The sequence below is a fragment of the Candidatus Poriferisocius sp. genome (genome assembly GCF_965202595.1).
GTDB lineage: Bacteria > Actinomycetota > Acidimicrobiia > Acidimicrobiales > Bin134 > Poriferisocius.
Genome location: NZ_OZ241836.1, coordinates 2,258,666 through 2,276,724 on the forward strand (window position 1 = coordinate 2,258,666; position 18,059 = coordinate 2,276,724).

At 64.0% G+C, this 18,059-nt stretch carries 20 protein-coding genes; 4 read left to right on the plus strand and 16 right to left on the minus strand.

Features of this window, described 5'->3' with window-relative positions:
* The first annotated feature begins 62 nt into the window (after positions 1 to 62).
* On the plus strand, positions 63 to 323 hold the full coding sequence (locus tag ACOGXC_RS10235) for a type II toxin-antitoxin system Phd/YefM family antitoxin (RefSeq protein ID WP_419918096.1): 261 nt from the start codon (positions 63 to 65) through the stop codon (positions 321 to 323).
* Positions 320 to 700, plus strand: coding sequence for a type II toxin-antitoxin system VapC family toxin (locus ACOGXC_RS10240; protein ID WP_419918097.1), 381 nt, complete (start codon positions 320 to 322; stop codon positions 698 to 700). Before ACOGXC_RS10235 ends, ACOGXC_RS10240 begins: the two co-directional genes overlap by 4 nt.
* Before the next feature lie 10 nt (positions 701 to 710).
* On the opposite strand, the gene ACOGXC_RS10245 is transcribed toward ACOGXC_RS10240, so the two are convergent.
* Positions 711 to 1,838, minus strand: coding sequence for an epoxide hydrolase family protein (locus tag ACOGXC_RS10245; protein WP_419918098.1), 1,128 nt, complete (start codon positions 1,836 to 1,838; stop codon positions 711 to 713).
* A 107-nt stretch (positions 1,839 to 1,945) separates the two neighbouring features.
* Between ACOGXC_RS10245 and ACOGXC_RS10250 the strand changes: the two genes are divergently transcribed.
* Positions 1,946 to 2,902 (plus strand): hypothetical protein, encoded by a 957-nt coding sequence (locus ACOGXC_RS10250; protein ID WP_419918099.1) that lies wholly within the window; start codon positions 1,946 to 1,948, stop codon positions 2,900 to 2,902.
* A 20-nt stretch (positions 2,903 to 2,922) separates the two neighbouring features.
* On the opposite strand, the gene ACOGXC_RS10255 is transcribed toward ACOGXC_RS10250, so the two are convergent.
* From ACOGXC_RS10255 to ACOGXC_RS10265, 3 genes are all read right to left on the minus strand, one after another.
* The gene (locus ACOGXC_RS10255) at positions 2,923 to 3,216 is read right to left on the minus strand and encodes a DUF1971 domain-containing protein (RefSeq protein ID WP_419918100.1); all 294 of its coding nucleotides are present in this window, start codon (positions 3,214 to 3,216) and stop codon (positions 2,923 to 2,925) included.
* Between the two features lie 18 nt (positions 3,217 to 3,234).
* Complete coding sequence (locus ACOGXC_RS10260) at positions 3,235 to 4,404, minus strand: hypothetical protein (RefSeq protein ID WP_419918101.1); 1,170 nt, start codon at positions 4,402 to 4,404, stop codon at positions 3,235 to 3,237.
* Between the two features lie 87 nt (positions 4,405 to 4,491).
* The gene (locus ACOGXC_RS10265) at positions 4,492 to 5,181 is read right to left on the minus strand and encodes a maleylpyruvate isomerase N-terminal domain-containing protein (RefSeq protein WP_419918102.1); all 690 of its coding nucleotides are present in this window, start codon (positions 5,179 to 5,181) and stop codon (positions 4,492 to 4,494) included.
* A gap of 170 nt (positions 5,182 to 5,351) precedes the next feature.
* Between ACOGXC_RS10265 and ACOGXC_RS10270 the strand changes: the two genes are divergently transcribed.
* Entirely contained in the window at positions 5,352 to 5,606 is a 255-nt protein-coding gene (locus ACOGXC_RS10270; protein WP_419918103.1) for a hypothetical protein, read from the plus strand.
* 179 nt (positions 5,607 to 5,785) lie between these two features.
* On the opposite strand, the gene ACOGXC_RS10275 is transcribed toward ACOGXC_RS10270, so the two are convergent.
* From ACOGXC_RS10275 to hydA, 12 genes are all read right to left on the minus strand, one after another.
* Complete coding sequence (locus ACOGXC_RS10275) at positions 5,786 to 6,706, minus strand: SDR family NAD(P)-dependent oxidoreductase (RefSeq protein ID WP_419918104.1); 921 nt, start codon at positions 6,704 to 6,706, stop codon at positions 5,786 to 5,788.
* The gene (locus ACOGXC_RS10280; RefSeq protein WP_419918105.1) at positions 6,703 to 7,725 is read right to left on the minus strand and encodes a cyclase family protein; all 1,023 of its coding nucleotides are present in this window, start codon (positions 7,723 to 7,725) and stop codon (positions 6,703 to 6,705) included. Before ACOGXC_RS10280 ends, ACOGXC_RS10275 begins: the two co-directional genes overlap by 4 nt.
* A gap of 61 nt (positions 7,726 to 7,786) precedes the next feature.
* A complete protein-coding gene (locus ACOGXC_RS10285; RefSeq protein ID WP_419918106.1) occupies positions 7,787 to 8,608 on the minus strand; it encodes a TauD/TfdA dioxygenase family protein in 822 nt (273 codons plus the stop codon).
* Positions 8,609 to 8,626: 18 nt separating this feature from the next.
* Entirely contained in the window at positions 8,627 to 9,292 is a 666-nt protein-coding gene (locus ACOGXC_RS10290) for a GOLPH3/VPS74 family protein (RefSeq protein WP_419918107.1), read from the minus strand.
* A 37-nt stretch (positions 9,293 to 9,329) separates the two neighbouring features.
* Entirely contained in the window at positions 9,330 to 10,244 is a 915-nt protein-coding gene (locus tag ACOGXC_RS10295) for an LLM class F420-dependent oxidoreductase (RefSeq protein ID WP_419918108.1), read from the minus strand.
* 30 nt (positions 10,245 to 10,274) lie between these two features.
* A complete protein-coding gene (locus tag ACOGXC_RS10300) occupies positions 10,275 to 11,489 on the minus strand; it encodes an ABC transporter substrate-binding protein (RefSeq protein ID WP_419918109.1) in 1,215 nt (404 codons plus the stop codon).
* Positions 11,461 to 12,264, minus strand: coding sequence for an ABC transporter permease (locus ACOGXC_RS10305; RefSeq protein WP_419918110.1), 804 nt, complete (start codon positions 12,262 to 12,264; stop codon positions 11,461 to 11,463). The genes ACOGXC_RS10300 and ACOGXC_RS10305 overlap by 29 nt, the downstream gene beginning before the upstream one ends.
* Positions 12,261 to 13,037 carry an ABC transporter ATP-binding protein gene (locus ACOGXC_RS10310; RefSeq protein WP_419918111.1) on the minus strand — a complete coding sequence of 259 codons (777 nt, stop codon included), beginning with the start codon at positions 13,035 to 13,037 and terminating at the stop codon, positions 12,261 to 12,263. The genes ACOGXC_RS10305 and ACOGXC_RS10310 overlap by 4 nt, the downstream gene beginning before the upstream one ends.
* Positions 13,038 to 13,068: 31 nt before the next feature.
* A complete protein-coding gene (locus ACOGXC_RS10315) occupies positions 13,069 to 13,962 on the minus strand; it encodes an ABC transporter permease (RefSeq protein ID WP_419918112.1) in 894 nt (297 codons plus the stop codon).
* Positions 13,963 to 14,047: 85 nt separating this feature from the next.
* Entirely contained in the window at positions 14,048 to 15,055 is a 1,008-nt protein-coding gene (locus ACOGXC_RS10320) for a TIGR03842 family LLM class F420-dependent oxidoreductase (RefSeq protein ID WP_419918113.1), read from the minus strand.
* Positions 15,056 to 15,100: 45 nt separating this feature from the next.
* Positions 15,101 to 16,588 (minus strand): CoA-acylating methylmalonate-semialdehyde dehydrogenase, encoded by a 1,488-nt coding sequence (locus ACOGXC_RS10325; protein ID WP_419918114.1) that lies wholly within the window; start codon positions 16,586 to 16,588, stop codon positions 15,101 to 15,103.
* Positions 16,589 to 16,607: 19 nt separating this feature from the next.
* The gene (gene hydA, locus ACOGXC_RS10330) at positions 16,608 to 18,017 is read right to left on the minus strand and encodes a dihydropyrimidinase (RefSeq protein WP_419918115.1); all 1,410 of its coding nucleotides are present in this window, start codon (positions 18,015 to 18,017) and stop codon (positions 16,608 to 16,610) included.
* Positions 18,018 to 18,059 lie beyond the last annotated feature (42 nt).

An 18,059-nucleotide genomic window follows, 5' to 3' on the forward strand; every position in this document is an offset into this window, starting at 1 on the left:
TCCCAAAGCAGGAGTTCTCGACAAGCTGGAACTAATGAACTAAGTCGGGCTAAGCTAGGTTTGTGACTACTTTGATGGTTAATATTCATGCAGCGAAGAGCCGCCTGTCCGAGTTGCTCAGGGAGGTCGAGGCCGGTACCGATGTCATCGTCGCACGGGCCGGGCAACCTGTAGCCAAACTGATCCCGTGGCCCCCGGTGCAGCCTGAGCGGGAGATCGGCTTTCTGGCCGGCGAAATACAAATATATGAGGACGACGTCATCAGCTCCGACCCTGAAGTCGTTGCCGCTTTCGAGGAGTCCGCGACAACAGATCTGCCATGAGGCTCCTGCTCGACAGCCATGTTGTGCTCTGGGTGGCAGGGCTGGACCCTTCGCTCGGCAGCCAGGGGCGGGCAATCATCAAATCGGCCGGAGAAACATTTTTCTCGGCCGCGACACTGTGGGAGTTGGGCATCAAGCGTTCAAAAGGCAAAATTTTTTACCCGGACAGCCTGATTTCGAGCTTGAACGCCAACGGGTTCGTTGAACTGCCGATAACCGCAGCCCACGCCGAACGTGCTGCCGTGCTGCCCTTGCATCACCAGGACCCGTTCGACCGGATGCTCGTGGCCCAAGTCCAGATCGAGGCGCTCACTCTGGTCACCGCCGACCCCGTTCTCTCTGCTTACCCCGTGGAGGTGATCGACCCTCGTAAGTGACGGCTCGTGGCTATTCCAGACTGGTAAAGTAGTCGGTTACGTCGCTGATGTAGAGGTCGGGGGCTTCGAGGGAGGCGAAGTGGCCGCCACGGGGCATCTCGGTCCACCGCACGATGTTGTACCAGTACTCCACCCAGGGTCGGATCGGAACAATGCCATCGCCGGGAAAACGGGCAAAGGCGGTGGGTACCTCCACCCTCCCGTCGGGGGCAGCTGCCCCCCGACCTCCCTTTCGGGTCTCGTAGTAGAGGCGGTTGGCCGAAGCGATGGTACCGGTAACCCAGTACACCATCACGTTGGTCACGAGCTCTTCCCTGGTGAAACTGCTCTCCATGTCGTTATCGGGGCCGATGTCGCTCCACACCAGGAACTTCTCCACGATCCAGGCGGCCAGCCCGGCGGGGGAGTCGTTGAGCGCCACCGACAGCGACTGAGGGCGGGTGGCCTGCTGTTCCCGGTAGCCCCGCTCCACCCGATTACGAACCCGGGCCTCCACCCGGGCTGCCCTCTCCTCCGGTGTGAGATCGGGCACGTTACCCGGAGGCGGCTCGGGGGCGATCGCCATATTCAGGTGGATACCCACCAACCGCTCGGGAGCCCGAAGGGCCATTTGGGTGGTGATCGATGCCCCCCAGTCCCCGCCCTGGGCCCCGAACCGGTCGTAGCCCAGGCGGCTCATGAGCTCCAGCGAGGCTGCCGCCATCCGCCGGGGTGTCCATCCCGGTTCGGTGGTCGGCCCCGAGAAGCCATAGCCGGGAAGCGACGGGCAAACCACATGGAACCGTTCCGCCAGCGGCTCGATCACCTTGGTGAACTCGGTGATCGACCCCGGCCACCCGTGGTGGATCACCAGAGGCAAGGCCTCGGGGTGCCGGCTGCGAGCGTGGATGAAGTGGAGCCTCTGGTTGTCGATGGTGGTGATGTACTGGGGAAACCGGTTGAGCCCGGCCTCAACGGCCCGCCAGTCGTAATCATGGCGCCAGTAACGGCACAGCTCCCGGAGGTAACCGAGGTCGGTCCCCTCATCCCACCCGGCTCCCGGCAGGGGATCGAACCACCTGGTCGCATCCAGGCGGCGGTGCAGATCATCCAGCACCCCATCAGGCACCTCGATGGCAAACGGCTCAACGGTGTACATGCCCCGCCCACACTACAACCCCCCGGAGACACATCCCCCGGACCCGTGAAGGCTCTAGTCATTTGGAGTGGTGTAGGCCCCCTTCAACCCTTTGGTAGGGTTGTGCGATGCATGTGGCCGATCCGCCGATCCTGCTCACCGATGTGCTCTCGGATGTCGGGGCTGCCGTGGAGTTGCTGGCTCAGCAAGCGCCCTACGCTCCTCTGGGAGGCTGGTACAACCCTGGGGCCGATCCGCAGGCGCGCACCCGGCCGCTGTGGTTTCGTGGCGACTGGGTGAACGAAACCTATGCAATGCCTGGATCGGACCTGTTCCTGCACCACCAGGCGTACATCGAATGCTCCAAGGAGTTCTACGGTGCCGAGATTGTCGAACCCCACAGTGTGTATGTAAACCAGATGATGGCCATGGGCGAGGCGGGGCCGGCCCATACCGACAACCCCCGTTTCGCCGGGCGGGATCGAACCAACACCCCGATGTGGTTGCTACGAGCCATGCTGTGGTCGGGCCTGTTCGATGACATGAGCCTTCCCCAGGCCACCGCGATTTGGTGGCTCAACGATGTGGAGGGGGGCGGGTTCCGCTATTGGCCGAACGGCCCCGACGAGCCCCCTGAGGAACATGTCGAGGGCATGGCCAACTCGGCCTTGTTGGGCGACAACCACGGCATGTTTCACCAGGTGAACGCAGTGGGCCCATTCGAGTTCGGCACTCCTCGAGTCACCCCGATGGCACGGCTGGCCCCGATGTCCAACCCAGAGGGGAAGTGGATTGTAACCGACCACGACCAGGAGATTTACCGTTCGCAACTGTCGGACATTCGCGTGAGCGTGCTCTGGAAGGCCGACGTTTACCTGGATGCCGAGCACCGCCACCGGCTGGACTCCAACCCCTTGAGCCTGGCTGACATAGCAAACCGTTTCGACGCGGACCTGGCCGAAAGAGATGTGGATATAACCTTCGACACTTGCCGAATAAACGATCCTGATCACATTGCCGAGATCACCGGGCACTACCCCGAGGCTCGCCCCGTGGAGGCGCTACCCTCCATATTCGACTACTAGCTGCCGCGCCCGGCCACTGCCTATTCCCAGTGGTCGGAAACCTCGTAGAACTGTATGTAGAACTCGGCGTTGGGGTTGGGTACCACATGGTGCTTGAGGTTGGGGGTTATGGTCACGGGATTGCCGGGAGTGGCGGTTTGCGATCGGCCCGTCTCCTCGAGGAACTGCACCGATCCCCTCACCACGGTTAGCTCAGCCCACACCGTGGCGATGTGATCCCTGCCCAGCGCCGGTGGCATCGTTCGGGCGTTGAACACCGGGGTCTTTCGCCCGGTGACCGCACCGGAAGGGATACGGGGTTCGTTGCTGCCCATCCAAAAGCCCCCGGGACATCAGAGATCGGCCAGGCGCACCAACCTCGTGGTGATCTCGGGAACCGACTCGTGCTCCACGAACCGCAGGCCCATCACCCCGTGATCGCGCCCGGAGGTGTCCACCCAGATACCCGTGGCCGGCTTTTGGGCCGCCACCACCAGTCGAACCACGCCGCCGGGGTCGGCTTGAACATCTTGTGATGAGGCGTAACCCTGGCCGGTGAAATAGTTGGCCAGGTTCTCCATCCAGTGGTTGCAGAGCTGGAAGTTCCAGTGCCGGCACACCGGCGGGGTGAACTCCACCACGAGTGCCTCGCCGTCTCCCACTCGCCAGTAACCGAACTCGAAATGGCGGTCATCAGGAGAGCCGCCCACCCTCAGATAATGCTCGTTGGTGAGTTGGAGTTGGTTCTCGGCCTCAAGCAGCGTGTCCGTCCAGTCGGCGTAGTCGGACTGCACGGAAAGAACCATCTGGGCGGCGATGGATAAGCGTTTCGACATCTCGGCGGCGCTGGGGGTGAGATTCAACGGGATCGGCTTCAACGGTTCGATCATGAGCCGGGGCGGCGACTGGGAGGATCGGTCGTCGTAAACGATTCTCATCATCAACTCACGGGTTTGCGGTGCTACTGGCATCCAATTGTCAACCCCCGGATCGTCCACCGATAAAACGAAATCCACGTTGCCACCACCGTCGGTGAACTCGTCCAGAAGGGCGGTGTGAGGCGTTTGCGACCAGCTCGGGTTGAACTCCTCCAACACGGCCACGGCCCGCTCCCCCACCGATTCCACACCCACCCAACCGGGTATCTTGGGGGTCCAGGCCGACATGTGCACGTAGGGTGCCGAACCACGCTTACCGGTTACCCGATAGCGGTTGGATGAGTCGATGGCCTGAACCACGTGATCCTGGTCGGGGGATTGAACCCCCTGGCCTCCCATCTTGGGGGGTGGCATGACCCTAACCGGCATCTTCACCATCGGGGGAAGGTTCTCGATGCAGCGGCCGTAAGCCATCACCGACATGCGGGTCAGGTAGCGGAACCCCTCCACCCTGTCCTGCTCATCGGAGTTGGGGGTGCGGTCGATCACCACCTGGCCGGCGGCCCGCAGCGTGTCGCAAAAATCGTTCCAGGCCTCGCCAGACATCAGCCGGCGGCTGGCCCCCGCATCATTATCATCGGTCATGGGATTGGACATATCAGGACTCCTTGCGTTCGCACCCGCCGCAGCAAACAATGCCACCAAGCATCATCGGTCATGGGATTGGACATATCAGGACTCCCCCAGGCTGGTGGCAGGAAGCGGCAAATGGGCATCAATGGCTGAGACGTAGGGACGAGGGTCGCCGTCGCCGGCAAGTGCGATCAACTCCTGGCGGGTGCGGCGGCTGCTCAGAGCGCGATGGGCCTCCCAGGCATCGGCCCGCAATGTCCAGCCGGGTTCACCATCACCGCTCACCAGTCGAACCTCGCCGGTGTCCACGCACAGCGGAGCCAGGCCGGCTGTTGCCAGATGGCTGGACAGAGCACTTACGCTGGTCGCCAACTGCGAAGCCAGCTCGGGAGCATCCTTTTGGGCAGTGGAACCGAGTGCCCCGTAAAGATCGCCTTCGTGGATGAACAGGTCGTCCACCAGCAACGCCGCGTTTGCCAAAAGGCCGCTGAGAGCCTCGTCGTTGCTGCACCACCAGCCGGTCAAGTCTTGGATGCTGCGTTGGCCATGCCGCACGATCAGCCGATCTATCCAGGTGGCGGCCTCGGGACCCTCCGGAAGGTCGCCCGCAATTATCGACAGGGGCATGGAGACCACGTGGGTCAACAACTGCTGGATCGTCCAGTCGGGGCAGGCAGGAACCGTGGTTTTCAACTGCTCATCATCAAGATCGGTAACCGCCTCAACTAACCGCCCTCGAATGGCAAAATACTGTGCTGCCGGGCCCTCACCCGATGCATCGCCGCTCATCAGCTCTCCTTCTCTTGTGGCTATACATCTTCTATGTACCTATACACCTTCTATGCCGGATCTTCTGTTCCGGCCGCATCTTCCCAGATATCCGCGATACCCGCCAAAGGAGCGGGATCACCGGCACCGGCGATTTAGGATGAGGCAACAATGAGAATCGGGCGGCATTTTTGGGCCCTGATCTGCTGGCCCGGTTCATCACCGAAACCACCACGGCCCCGTTCATCAGCGCCAACCTGGACTTCTCGGCCGAGCCGACCCTTGCCGCCTTGGCGGAGCAGGGCCGGATCGCCCCGTCGGTGGTGGTGGAGAGGCGACCGCTTCTCCTCGCCGGTGCCGCCACGGTACTGCTGGGGCTCCTGCTAACCGCATCGGCCTACCTTCTCCTCCTCCGCCGCCAGCGCCGCCAGCAACTGACGATCTAGGCGAAACGAAACCGGGAAACAACCTCCATGGGCCCTCCACGGGCGTTACATCCAGGTGGGTTGCCTACCTCCACGGGCGTTACATCCAGGTGGTTTGCCTACCTCCACGGGCGTTACATCCAGGTGGTTTGCCTACCTGGACGAACCGGTCTTGGCTTGCTGGTGTTGGTTCGATTTGTTCAACCGGTGCGGTTGTGGAGGGGGCCAGGGGGGAGGCGGCCGTCGATGTCGGTGAAGCCGTAGGTGGCGGCCAGATCACGAGCAGAGATCGCCCGGCCGGTGTGACGGTAACGGTCGGGATCGGTGGCCAGGGCGGTAACGGCCCGGCCGGTGAACCGGGGGGACTCGGCCACCGACACATCCAGGCTGGGGGGCAAATCCACCCCCGCCTCCACAGCCACGTCGATGCGTTCGGTACGAACGAAACCGGGCCACACCGACACCATCGACACCCCGGAACCCTCGAGTTCACGGGCACAATCGGCGGTCATGCGGTCGAGGGCGCACTTGCCCACCCCGTAGGCCACGTGCCAGGCGTACTCGACCGCTCCCGACGAGCTGATGTTGACAATCAAACCGTCGCCCTGGCCGATCATCACCGGGGCGGCCAGCACCGAGGCCACGTAGGCCGACCGGGTGCCCACCTCGATGATGTCGTCCCAGTTGGAGATGGGAACCTCCCAGAACGGCAAGCCGGAGGTCATCTCGTCGGGGATGGCGAAAGCGTTGTTGACCAGGATGTCGAGGCGGCCCCGGTCGGCGGCGATCCGGTCGAACACCGCCTTTACCGCCGTGTCGTCACGATGGTCGCAGGCCACCGCGACCGCGGTGGCACCCGCTCGGGTGATCTCATCCGCGGTGGCACCCACCGTGCCGGGCAGCGGGTGCTGGCCGGGTTCGGTGGTGCGTCCGGTTACATACACGGTGGCCCCGGCCAGGGCCAGCTCCACCGCGCATCCCTTGCCGATGCCCCGGCTGGCCCCGGTGACCAGGGCCACCCTGCCGACCAGGGGCGAACTCTCGAATGGGCTCATGGCGGTGTCGGTGAGGGTGATCGGATGGACCCTGCCGGCCAGGGGCGAACCCTCGAATTGGCTCATGTCAACACCTCCGGTGGGTTGGCGATGGCCATGGGGGGTGATGAGCACGACGTGGACCCCCTGGCCCTGAACGGGGAGTGGCAGAACACGAACCGATCCACCCCGGCGGCGGCGATCTCCTCGCAGCTCAGCGACTCGGCCATGCGAATGCCCTCCTTGACCAGCATGATCTGATGACCGGCCGACATCCACCCCCCGGTGGCCTCCACATCCAGAACCCCCCACATCCAACTGTCGGTGGACACCAGCGCCGGCCGGTGGGAGGCCAGCCACTTGTTCTCGGCGATCCACGGGCCGGGCGACCCGGCCAGAAACCGCTCGGGATCCTCCCGGGTAAGGCTGATCCACCCGGTGCGCAGGCACAGGGCATCGCCTGGTGAGGGGGCGGGCAGGCCCTGGCGATCGCAAGCCCCCTCGATCTGCTCGACCGTGATGCGGTGGCTATCCACGAGCCGGGGTAGGCCGGCCCGGTTGATCTCCACGTTGCCGCTGGTGGCGGCCACCTGGGCGGCGATGTCGATCATCAGCCCCCGGGTGAGCAGCGGCGACCCCCACGAGCTCACGTCCATGGCGGTCACCCCCTCGGTGCCGGCCAGTTCGGCCCCCCGGTGGCCGTTGTAGAAGGTGCCGTCCACCGCCGCGTGGGTGAAGCCGTTGATCTTGGAACTCATGTTGAAGGTGTAGGCCACCCGCTCCTCGGTGTACCCCAGCTTGGACGGCCCCAAGGGCTCCCGGCCTCGGGGGAGCTCGCCCTCGAAACCCTCGCCGGGGTCGTAACCGGCAACAACCAGCGTTTGCGAGAACCGGCGGTCACCGAAAGCCGGGTACCCGGGCCAGATGCCGTCGCCCATTGAAAAGGTGCGTACCGGCCGGGTCAGGTCAATCATTCCCAGGGCTTCGGCCCGCTTGCGGTCGGTGACCTCGTTGTAAGTGCCCAGCACATCGTCGGGCCCGTACCGGCTCGGTGCCCACGCCCCGGCGGCCACCGCCTCGACATCGAACCTCTCGTCGTCAAACATCCAAGCATCCAAACGTCACGCCTCCAGCCTAACCGCACCCCCAAGTCGGGTTTACGGGTGTTCAGGCGGGGGCGGCGACGGTGAGGCGAGCCATCTCCCGGCGTTGGGGGAAATGGTCGGCCACCGCGAAGTGCTGGGTGCAGCGCTCGTCCCACACGATCACGTCACCCTCGGTCCACTCATGGCGGATGGTGTAGTTGGGCTGGGTGGCGTGCTCGTACAGGAGATTGAGCACGGCATCGCTCTCGGCCCGGTCGAAACCCACCAGATGGCTGGTGAAGTTCTTGTTCACGTTCAGATGGCGGCGGCCGGTGTCGGGGTGGACGGCGATCACCGGGCGTTCGGTGCCGGGGAACTGCTCGCGGGTGCGTTCCACCAACTCGCCCCCGGCCTTGGAGATGAACGCCTGGCCCGGTCCCATGTCGTGCCAGGCGGTCAGGCCCTCCAACCGCTCCCTCAGGGTCTCCGACAGGCCGTCGTGGGCCGCGTACATGCTGGCAAAGATGGTGTCGCCACCCCGGGCCGGCATCTCGACGGCCCGCAGGCTCCCCACGATGGGGGCATCCGGGTCCCAGGTCACGTCGGTGTGCCACTTGTCCTGGTAGGGCGGGCGCTCCCCGTCGTCGACGATGCGTTCCACCTTGGCCTCCACCATCCCGGCGGTCCGGCCGATGGGATGGATGTAGGGTCGCCCCCACGACGACAGCAGGTCCATCTGGTGGTCGTCGTGGATGGCCTGCTCGGGGAACACCAGTACCAGGTGCTCCAGCAGCAGCCCGTACAGTGCGTCCCGATCCTCGTCGCTCAGCGGCCCCCGCAGGTCGATGTCGCCCACCCGGGCCCCGAGCGTCCCCCCGATCGGTTCCACTGTCCATCCGGCCATATCTGCCTCCCCGAAGAACTAGAAGAACCCGCGACCCTGGGCCGCGGCGCTGGCCAGCCACACCTCGAAGTCCTGGATCGACTGGGACATGGCCTGGCCGATCAGGTCCAGCTTGCGCACCTGCTCGATGCGAGCCGATGCCTGCTCCAGCTCCCGCTTCGAGAGCAGCTCCCCGAAGATCCCGCAAGCGTGAGCAAGGCAGATGATCACCACGTCGCGGGGACTGGGGATCTCGTTGCTGAACAACACTCCCATGATCCGCAGCTTGACCTCCTTTTCGGCCTCACCGTCGACCATCGGGTAGCGCCGGGAGCGGAACACCCACAAGAAGCGGTCGTCCTGGCGCTCGAGGATGCCCCGTTCGACCAGGCGGTCAAGGGCTTTCTCACGAATTTCCGGTGCCTTTCGGGCAGTGCTCTCCACCCAGTGGCGGGCGTCGCTCCGCTCCTCCCCGGTCTCTTCCGCGATCAGGGCCAGAGTGGGATCCAGCAGGTCGTCACCCACCGGAGTGCCGTCGATCAGAAGCAGGTGATCCAGATCGGTGTCGATCCGGTTCTCCATGGCCAACTCCATCAACACCGCACCGGCTACGGCCCGATCCATGGACGACTGGGAAACCCCGATGAACTTCCCATCGTCGTCACGCAAAAGAAGCAGGATTATCTCTTCGACGAATCTCAGCATGGCCTCAAAGATAGGCGATTCAAGACAGTGGATGACCTTACAGGGAGGCGATTACTTCCTCGCCGTACTGCCCGATGGCCTCCGCTACCTGTGAACGGGTGTCGCCGGTCAGGTAAGCCGCTATCGAGGTCACTCCCAGCTTCGACAGCGCGGCGATGTTCTCCAGATGAAGCTGCGGGTTCCAAGCCGGTGAACCAACCGCGCCCACCTGGATGTCCATGTACTGGATGTCGATGGGCTCGGTGCGACCCACCGCCTCGGCGTGGTCACGCATGTAGGCGATCATCAGGGCCAGTTCGTCGAGGGTTTCCAGGGGGGCGGAGCGGCGGCGGGAGGCCAGCGACCTGGGGTTGGGCATGGGCATCCACCCCTGGGCGCTCTCGGCCACCCGGCGGCGGGAGAGCTTGGAGTTGCCCCCGATCCAAACCGGTACGGGCGATTGCACCGGCGTGGGCAGGGCGGTGCTTTGGGCGATGGAAAAGTTGGAGCCCCGGTAGTTCACCGACTCGCCGGTCCAGATCATGCGCATGACCTCCAGGCACTCGTCGAACAAGGCGTTGCGCTGCGCGAAATCAACCCCCACCGCTTCGAATTCCGACTCCAGGTAGCCCACCCCGGCACCGAGAATCACCCGCCCACCGCTGAGCCGATCCAGCGTGGCCACCGTCTTGGCCAGAATCGCCGGGTTCCGGTAGGGCACGGGGGTGAGGTTGGTGAGCAGCCGCAACCTGGTGGTGGCTGTGGCCGCCACTGCCAAGGCCACGAAAGGATCCAGGGCATCGTGGCCACCGCTGGTCAGCCAGGCGTCGTTGGGCAGGGGGTGCTCGGTGAACGAGCAGGAATCGAACCCGGCCGCTTCGGCGGCCCGAGCTAACTCGGCAATGGCCGGGGCCGCCAAGAAATCCGGGTTCTGCGGATGGGCCATGAGCGGGAAACCGAAACTGAACCTCATCTCGACCCTTCCGTAAACAAAGACGGCTGGTTACTGGCCACCTTCGGTAACCTGAACATCCTGGCGAGCGTAGTTGTTGCCGAACACATCGTGGCCGGCGGCTCGGAGATTATCCACGGCCTCTTGGGCTATGTCGGTGCGAAACGCTCCCGCGTCGGGGGCAGATGCCAGCACCCCCTGGGATGTGGCCACCTCGATGGTCTGGTCGTACAGCGCCTGATCCATGATGCCCACCCCGCCCGGTGAGGGCCAGATGAGGGCGTTGATCTCGTTCATCATCCACGCCTGATGGCCCGGCCCGCCAAGCGGGGACGCCGCCATGATTATGTCCACACATTCCTGGAAGTTGTCGCGGCAGTGGATCCACCCTCGCAAGGATGCCTCCACGAAACGAACCGCAATGTCGCGGTACTTGGCATGGCTTTCCAGGCGGTCGGCATCGGCCCAGATGGCATCCTGGAGCATGGCTGTGCCCACTTCGTTCCAGTCGATAACACGGAGGTCTTCGGGTTGGAACAGTTCGCCGGTTTCGGGGTTGATGGTTTCCAGAACCTGGGCGTACTCGTTGTAGATCATCGCCTGGGCTGCGTCGATGTCACCGTTGATGAGCGCGGTCATGTTGAAGTCCTGCTGCACCAGGGTGACATCGGACTTCGGATCGAGGCCGACGCTGTTGAGCCCGGCAAACAGCTCGAACTCGTTGCCGAAGCCCCAGTTGCCCACCTTCTTGCCGGCCAGGTCGGCCGGTTCGTTTATGCCGGCCTCGGCGAACGACACCTGCAAGGTGCCGCTGCGCTGGAACACCTGGGCGATGTTGGTGATGTTCAAGCCCTCCTCGCGGGGCACAAGCCCCCGCGGCACCCAGGAGATGGCAAAATCAGCACCCCCGGAGTCGAGCACGGTTGCCGGCACGATGTCCAAGCCGCCGTCGATGATTTCCACGTCCAAACCCACATCTTCGTAAAAGCCCAGGTCGCGGGCGGCAAAGTAGCCGGCGAACTGCGATTGCGGCACCCACTGGAGCTGTAGCGACACCTCGGTGAGCTCGGCTGGCTCGTCCTCGCTACCGGCGGCAGGCATCTCCGGCTGTTCACCCTCACCACCTGCGGTCGGTGACATCGTGGCTTCGGGCTGCTGGGTATCGCCGCCGTCATCGTTGCCGCAGGCGGTAGCCACCATGACCAGGGCACCGAGCAGAGCCAAAAAGCGCCAGAGTTTAGGTTGGCGAAAAATCTTTGCCTTCATGCTTTCCCTTTCGGTGGCGCATAAGCGAATGCCAGGGCATGGCCATCCGTTCGACCACAGTAACAGCCAGATAGAGCACTGCGCCTATGGAGGTGCCGGCGAGCACCGCGGCCCACGCCTCGTCGTAGCGGGCGAGGCCCGCCGACTGGGTTATCAACGGGCCAAGCGCATCCTGCCGCCCACCGAAGTACTCGGCAACTATCGCGGCGATTATCGCCAGCGAAGAGGCCAACTTCAAGGCGGTGAAGAAGAACGGCATGGCGCTGGGTATCCGTACCTCGCGGGTGATGCGCAGCTTTCCCGCCGCGTAGGACTCCATGAGCTCGACCTGGCTTCTGTCCACCTGGGTGAGCCCCCTGGTGGTGTTTATGAAGATGGGAAAGAAGACCAGCGCCACCACTATGGCCTGATTGGAGCGGGGTGAGGTGATCCCGAACCAGTTGTTGAAGATGGGTGCCAAAGCAATGATGGGCACGGCGTTGATGGCCACTGCCAGGGGGGTGATGGTTTCGTTGGCGGTGCGAAACCGCGACACCAGCAAGGCAGCAACAACCGCCAGAATCATGCCGGCCACCAACCCCGATACCACGACGAAGCCGGTGATGCGAGCCCCCCTGAACACCTCATCCCAATTGTCGATCAGAGCCCTTACTATCTCGTTGGGGGGCGGCAGCACGAACCCTTTGGGATTCACAAGGGCGAGCGTGCCCTCCCAAAAACCCAGAATCGCTGCCCCCGCAAGGGTGGGGGCCGCAAAATGTTTCGGTACCCTCACCCCTCCAACTCCCGCAAGGCGGTGCGCAACTCGGTTACCTTGGCAAAGAACTCCGGGGTATCGCGGGTTGCACCGTCGCGATCGTTGAGGTTCACCTCAACGATTGAGGCGATCCTGCCGGGGCGGGGCGACATCACCACCACCCTGGTGGAGAGATAAACGGCCTCCGGAATCGAATGGGTGACGAAAACCAGGGTGGTTCCGGTCTCCTGCCATATACGCAGCAACTCGTTCTGCATATGCTCGCGGGTCATCTCGTCGAGAGCGCCGAAGGGCTCGTCCATGAGCAAAAGCGACGGGCTGAACGACAGGGCTCGGGCTATGGCCACGCGCTGTTGCATACCCCCTGACAGCTCCTGGGGATGGTGGTTGGCGAAGTCCTCGAGCTTCACCAGCTCGAGCATCTGCCGGGCTCGCCGGCGGCGGTCGGCTTTCGACCATCCCATCAACTCGAGAGGCAACTCGATGTTCTTGGTCACGGTGCGCCAGTCGAACAGGCCGGAGGTTTGGAAGGCCATCCCGTAATCCCGATCCAGGCGGGCCTGCTCGGCGGGCTTTTCGTTGACCGTTACCGACCCCTCCGATGGCGACACCAGGGAGGCAATCAGCCGCAACAGGGTGCTCTTGCCACACCCGGACGGCCCAATGAGCGTGACGAACTCTCCCGACGCCACGGTCAGATCAACTTCCGCCAGGGCCTCCACCTGGTTGGGGCGGCCCGGGTTGAACACCTTGGTCGCCCCTTGGATTTTCACCATTGAACGTTCGGTCATTTGCCTAAATCCTGGTTCTGGGAGTACCCGGTCATTCGCCTAAATCCTGGTTCTGGGTGCCGACCACCGCTCGCTCCACTCCGCTTACCAACAAGAACACGAGGATTCCCAGGGCGGCCGCCCCCAGCACGGCGGCAAACAAACGATCGGGTCCGGTGGTGTAGTTGAACGCCTCGTGCAGGATGCGGCGGCCCAGCCCACCGTTGACCCCGGCGGATATCTCCCCCACGATTGCCCCCACGATGCTGGCCGTGGCTGCAATCTTCAGCGCGGCAAAGAGGTAAGGCAGCGACGCGGGCAGGCGCAGGTGCCGCAGCGTCTGGAACCAGCTCGCGGCATACGAATCCATCAACTCTGCGTTCTCCGGCTTGGGGGATTGTAACCCTCTCAGCCCGTTCACAGCCACGGGAAAGAACGTGAGGTATGTGGCGATGACCGAGACCGACATCCAGTCCTGCCATTCCCACGGGAAGAAGTCGATGTTCTTGCGGCCCCAGATCACGATGATAGGGGCGATGGCGATGAGCGGAACGGTTTGGCTGGCCATCACATACGGCAGCAGGCCCCGCTCGAGCCACCGCCATTGGGCCAGCGCTATGGATATGGCCATGCCGATCACCAGGCCCACCAGGAAACCGAAGAACGCTTCCCTCAGGGTGAAGCCCGCCTCGCCGAGCAGGATGCGAGCGTATACCTGGTTCTCGCCCCCCGGTGTCTCACCGAACTGCCCGATGATCTCGCTCACCGGCGGCATGCTCAGGTCGTCGGTACGGGGGAGCACCGAACCCACAAAGGGCCAGTCCTGCTGGCGGTCGCCGATGGCTTGACCGAAGGCCTTGTAGCCGGTGTAAGCCCCGACCAGGATGGCAATGAAAACCGCGAAGGTGATCGCACGGCGAAACAAGTTTCGGATTGATGGTTTCATTTGAGGTCGCTAGCTGTAACCCTTATGGAGGTTGTTGACAGTTCGGTTGGGTGAGTCTCGGATCAACGGTTGGGCCTCTACTTGCTCATTGCGGGTTGCTCATTGCGGGAATGATGCGCTGCCCGTAGGCGTTGAGGGTCTCGTCCTTCTGGTCATGCATGAGGTAGATGGCGAATTGATCCACACCCAGTGACTCCAACTCGCGCAACCGGGCCAGGTGGTCCTGCTCGTCGCCGAGCAGGCAGAACCGGTCGATGATCTCATCGGGGACGAAGTCGGTGTGGTCGTGCCCCGCTTTGCCGTGCCCGCGGTAGTCGTAGCCCTGGCGGCCGGCAATGTAGTCGGTTAGCTCTCGGGGTACGCCGGTGCCCTGATCGCCGTAGCGAGCCACCAGATCGGCCACATGGTTGCCCACCATCCCACCGAACCAGCGGCACTGTTCCCGCTGATGCGGAATGTCGTCGCCCACGTAAGCGGGTGCGGCCACGCAAATGTAAAGGCTTTCGGGGTCGCGACCGGCCTCCTCGGCGGCACGATGGACGGCGGCAATGGTCCACCGGGCGATGATCGGATCGGCCAACTGGAGGATGAAACCATCGGTCCGGCTCCCGCACAGGTGCAGAGCCTTGGGACCGTAGGCCGCCATCAGCATTTTGAGCTCGGACCTGCCCGCCCACGGGAAGTGCTGTCGGGTGCCGTTGTAGAGGGCTTCCCGACCCTCGGCGAGGTCTTTTATCACCGCCATGGCCTCGCCCAGGGTGGTCAGGCTGGCGGGCGGTTGGCCGATCACCCGCATGGCGGAGTCGCCCCGACCGATGCCGCACGCGGTGCGGTTGCCGAACATGTCGTTGAGCGTGGCGAACAGCGATGCCGTGACCGTCCAGTCGCGGGTACCCGGGTTGGTGACCATGGGTCCCACGATCATGCGTTTGGTGGCAGAAAGCATCTGGCTGTAGATGACGTAGGGCTCCTGCCACAGAACATGGCTGTCGAAGGTCCAGCCGTGGCTGAAGCCGTGCGACTCGGCCCGCCGGGCCAGGTCAACCACCCGCCACGCCGGGGGATCGGTTTGCAACACAACGCCAAAATCCACCACTACCTCCCCTTTGGCTGGTGTGAGTTGGTTCGGAACAGGGGGTTACTCATGGGTCGGAAAGCCCAGATCGACCGAGCTCGTGGCGGGATCGGGCCACCGGCTGGTTATCACCATGGGTCGGGTGTAGAAGCGGATACCCTCGGGGCCGTACATGGTGGTGTCGCCGAAGAGGGAGTCCTTCCACCCGCCGAAGGAGTGGTAGCCGACCGGCACCGGGATGGCAACGTTGATGCCCACCATGCCCGCGCCGGCATCGGTCTGGAAGCGGCGGGCCGCGCCCCCGTCACGGGTGAAAATGGCAGCACCGTTGCCCCAGGGGTTGCCGGCGATGAGCCCCACCGCTTCGGTATAGGAGCCGCACCGCACAACGCTCAGAACCGGTCCGAAGATCTCGTCGGTGTAGGCATCCATTCGGGGGGTGACGTTGTCGAGCAGCGATGCCCCCAGAAAGAAACCGTCGCCGTCGAATCGGGCCCCTCGACCGTCAACCACCACGGTCGCTCCCTGCTCGGCGGCAGAACCCACATAGCCGGCCACCCGGTCGCGGTGCTCGCGGGTGATGAGCGGCCCCATGTCGGATGCCGGGTCGGAGCCGTCACCAATCACCAGCTTCTCCATGCGCACCTTGATGGCCTCCACCAGGGGGTCGGCCACATCGCCCACCGCCACCACCACCGAGATGGCCATGCAGCGCTCGCCGGCCGAGCCGTAGGCCGCGGACACAGCCGAGTCGGCCGCCAAGCCGATGTCGGCATCGGGCAGTACCACCATGTGGTTCTTGGCTCCCCCCAGGGCCTGCACCCGCTTTTTGTGCGAGGTGCCCGTGGTGTACACGTGGCGGGCGATGGGGGTGGAACCCACGAAGCTGATGGCTTTCACGTCCGGGTGCTCCAGGAGCCGGTCAACCGCCACCTTGTCGCCGTTCACCACGTTGAGCACGCCGGGCGGAAAGCCCGCCTCACGGAAAAGCTCGGCGATGAACATGGGGGCCGAGGGGTCACGTTCGGAGGGCTTCAACACGAACGTGTTTCCGCAGGCCACGGCGTTGGGCAACATCCACAGTGGGACCATGGCCGGGAAGTTGAACGGCGTGATCCCCGCCACGACCCCGAGGGGACGGCGTACCGTGTAAACATCCACGCCGGTGGAGGCCGACTCGTTGTGATGACCCCCGAGGTGCTGGGCGAGACCGCAGGCGTACTCGATGTTCTCCAGGCCCCGGGCCACCTCGCCCAGGGCATCATTGTGAACCTTGCCGTGTTCGGCGGTGAGCAGCCGCGCTATCTCGGTGGTGTTCTCGGCCACCAGATTGCGGAACGCATACATGGCCGAGGTGCGCCGGGCCACCGACACCGTGCGCCACTCATCGAACGCCACCTTCGCCGAAGCAACCGCGGCATCCACCTCTTCGGCCGATGCCAGCGACACCGAACCGGTGCGGTGGCCGGTGGCCGGGTTGAACACCGGCGATGTGCGACCCGATGAGCCCGCAACGGATTGGCCATCCATCAGGTGATGGATCTCGTGCATTCCTCCCCCCATACCAGAACTAGATCAAGTAGGAGCTGAGCCCGCGGCGCAAGTACCGGCCGTCGCCCATGGCCCCCAGGTACCGGTTGCTGTCGATGATAACCCGGCCCCGCAACAGCACGGTGTCCACGTGGCCGGTCACCTCGATCCCCTCGTAGGCCGAGTGGTCGATGTTCATGTGGTGGTTGTCAACGCTGATGGTCCAGGTGGCTCGAGGGTCGTATATCACGATGTCGGCATCGGCGCCGGGTTGGATGGTGCCCTTGCGGGGATGGAGACCCATCATGCGAGCCGGCGTGGTCGAACACAGCTCCACCCAGCGGGGCTGGGTTATCTCCCCGTTCACAACCCCCTGATAGATCATGTCCATCCGGTGCTCAACCCCACCGATGCCGTTGGGGATCGCCCGGAAGTCGCCCTCACCCAGCTCCTTCTGCTCCTTCATACAAAACGGGCAGTGGTCGGTGGACACCACCGCCAGGTCGTTGGTGCGCAACCCTTTCCAGAGTTCTTGCTGGTGGTGTTCGTGTTTGGAGCGGATGGGGGTGGAACAAACATACGCGGCACCGTCCCAACCCCGATCCAGGTGATCCTCGAGGTTGAAGTACAGGTACTGGGGGCACGTTTCGGCGAACACGTTGGCACCGTCGTTGCGGGCGATGGCCACCTGCTCCAGGGCCTGTTTGGCGGACAGATGCACGATATACAGGGGGGCTGCGCCGACTCCTGCCAGTTGGATGGCCCGGTGGGTGGCCTCGGACTCCAGCTCGGCCCGGCGCACGTAGCCGTGGTTCACGGGGTCGGTCTCGCCCCGCTCGACCGCCTGCTGGGCGAGCACGTCGATGGCGATCCCGTTCTCGGCGTGCATCATCAAAAGGCCACCGTTGCCGGCGCACTGCTGCATGGCCCGAAGAATCTGGCCGTCGTCGCTGTAGAACACACCGGGGTAGGCCATGAACAGCTTGAAGCTGGTGACCCCCTCGTTCACCAGCAGGTCCATCTCCTTGAGGGCGGCATCGGTAACGTCGCCGATAATCATGTGGAAGCCGTAGTCGATGGCGCAACGGCCCTCGGCCAGCTCGAGGCGGGCCTCGAAGCACTCCCGCACATCCAGCCCGTAACTCTGGGTGGCGAAGTCCACGATGGTGGTGGTTCCCCCCCAGGCCGCGGCGCGGGTGCCGGTCTCGAAGTCGTCGGAGGCCACGGTACCGCCGAACGGCAGCTCCATGTGGGTGTGAACATCAACCCCGCCGGGAACCACCAGCTTGCCCCCGGCGTCGATCACCCGATCGGCCCCGTTCTCGGCCGACCGGGCCAGGTCGGATCCCGGTTGGAGCACACCGGCAATGGTCTCGCCATCGATCAGCACCTCGGCCGGATCGGCCCCGGTTGAACTCACCACCGTGCCGTTCTTGATGAGCGTGGTCACCGGGCTAAACCTCCCGGCTTCTTGATAAGCGTGGTCACCGAG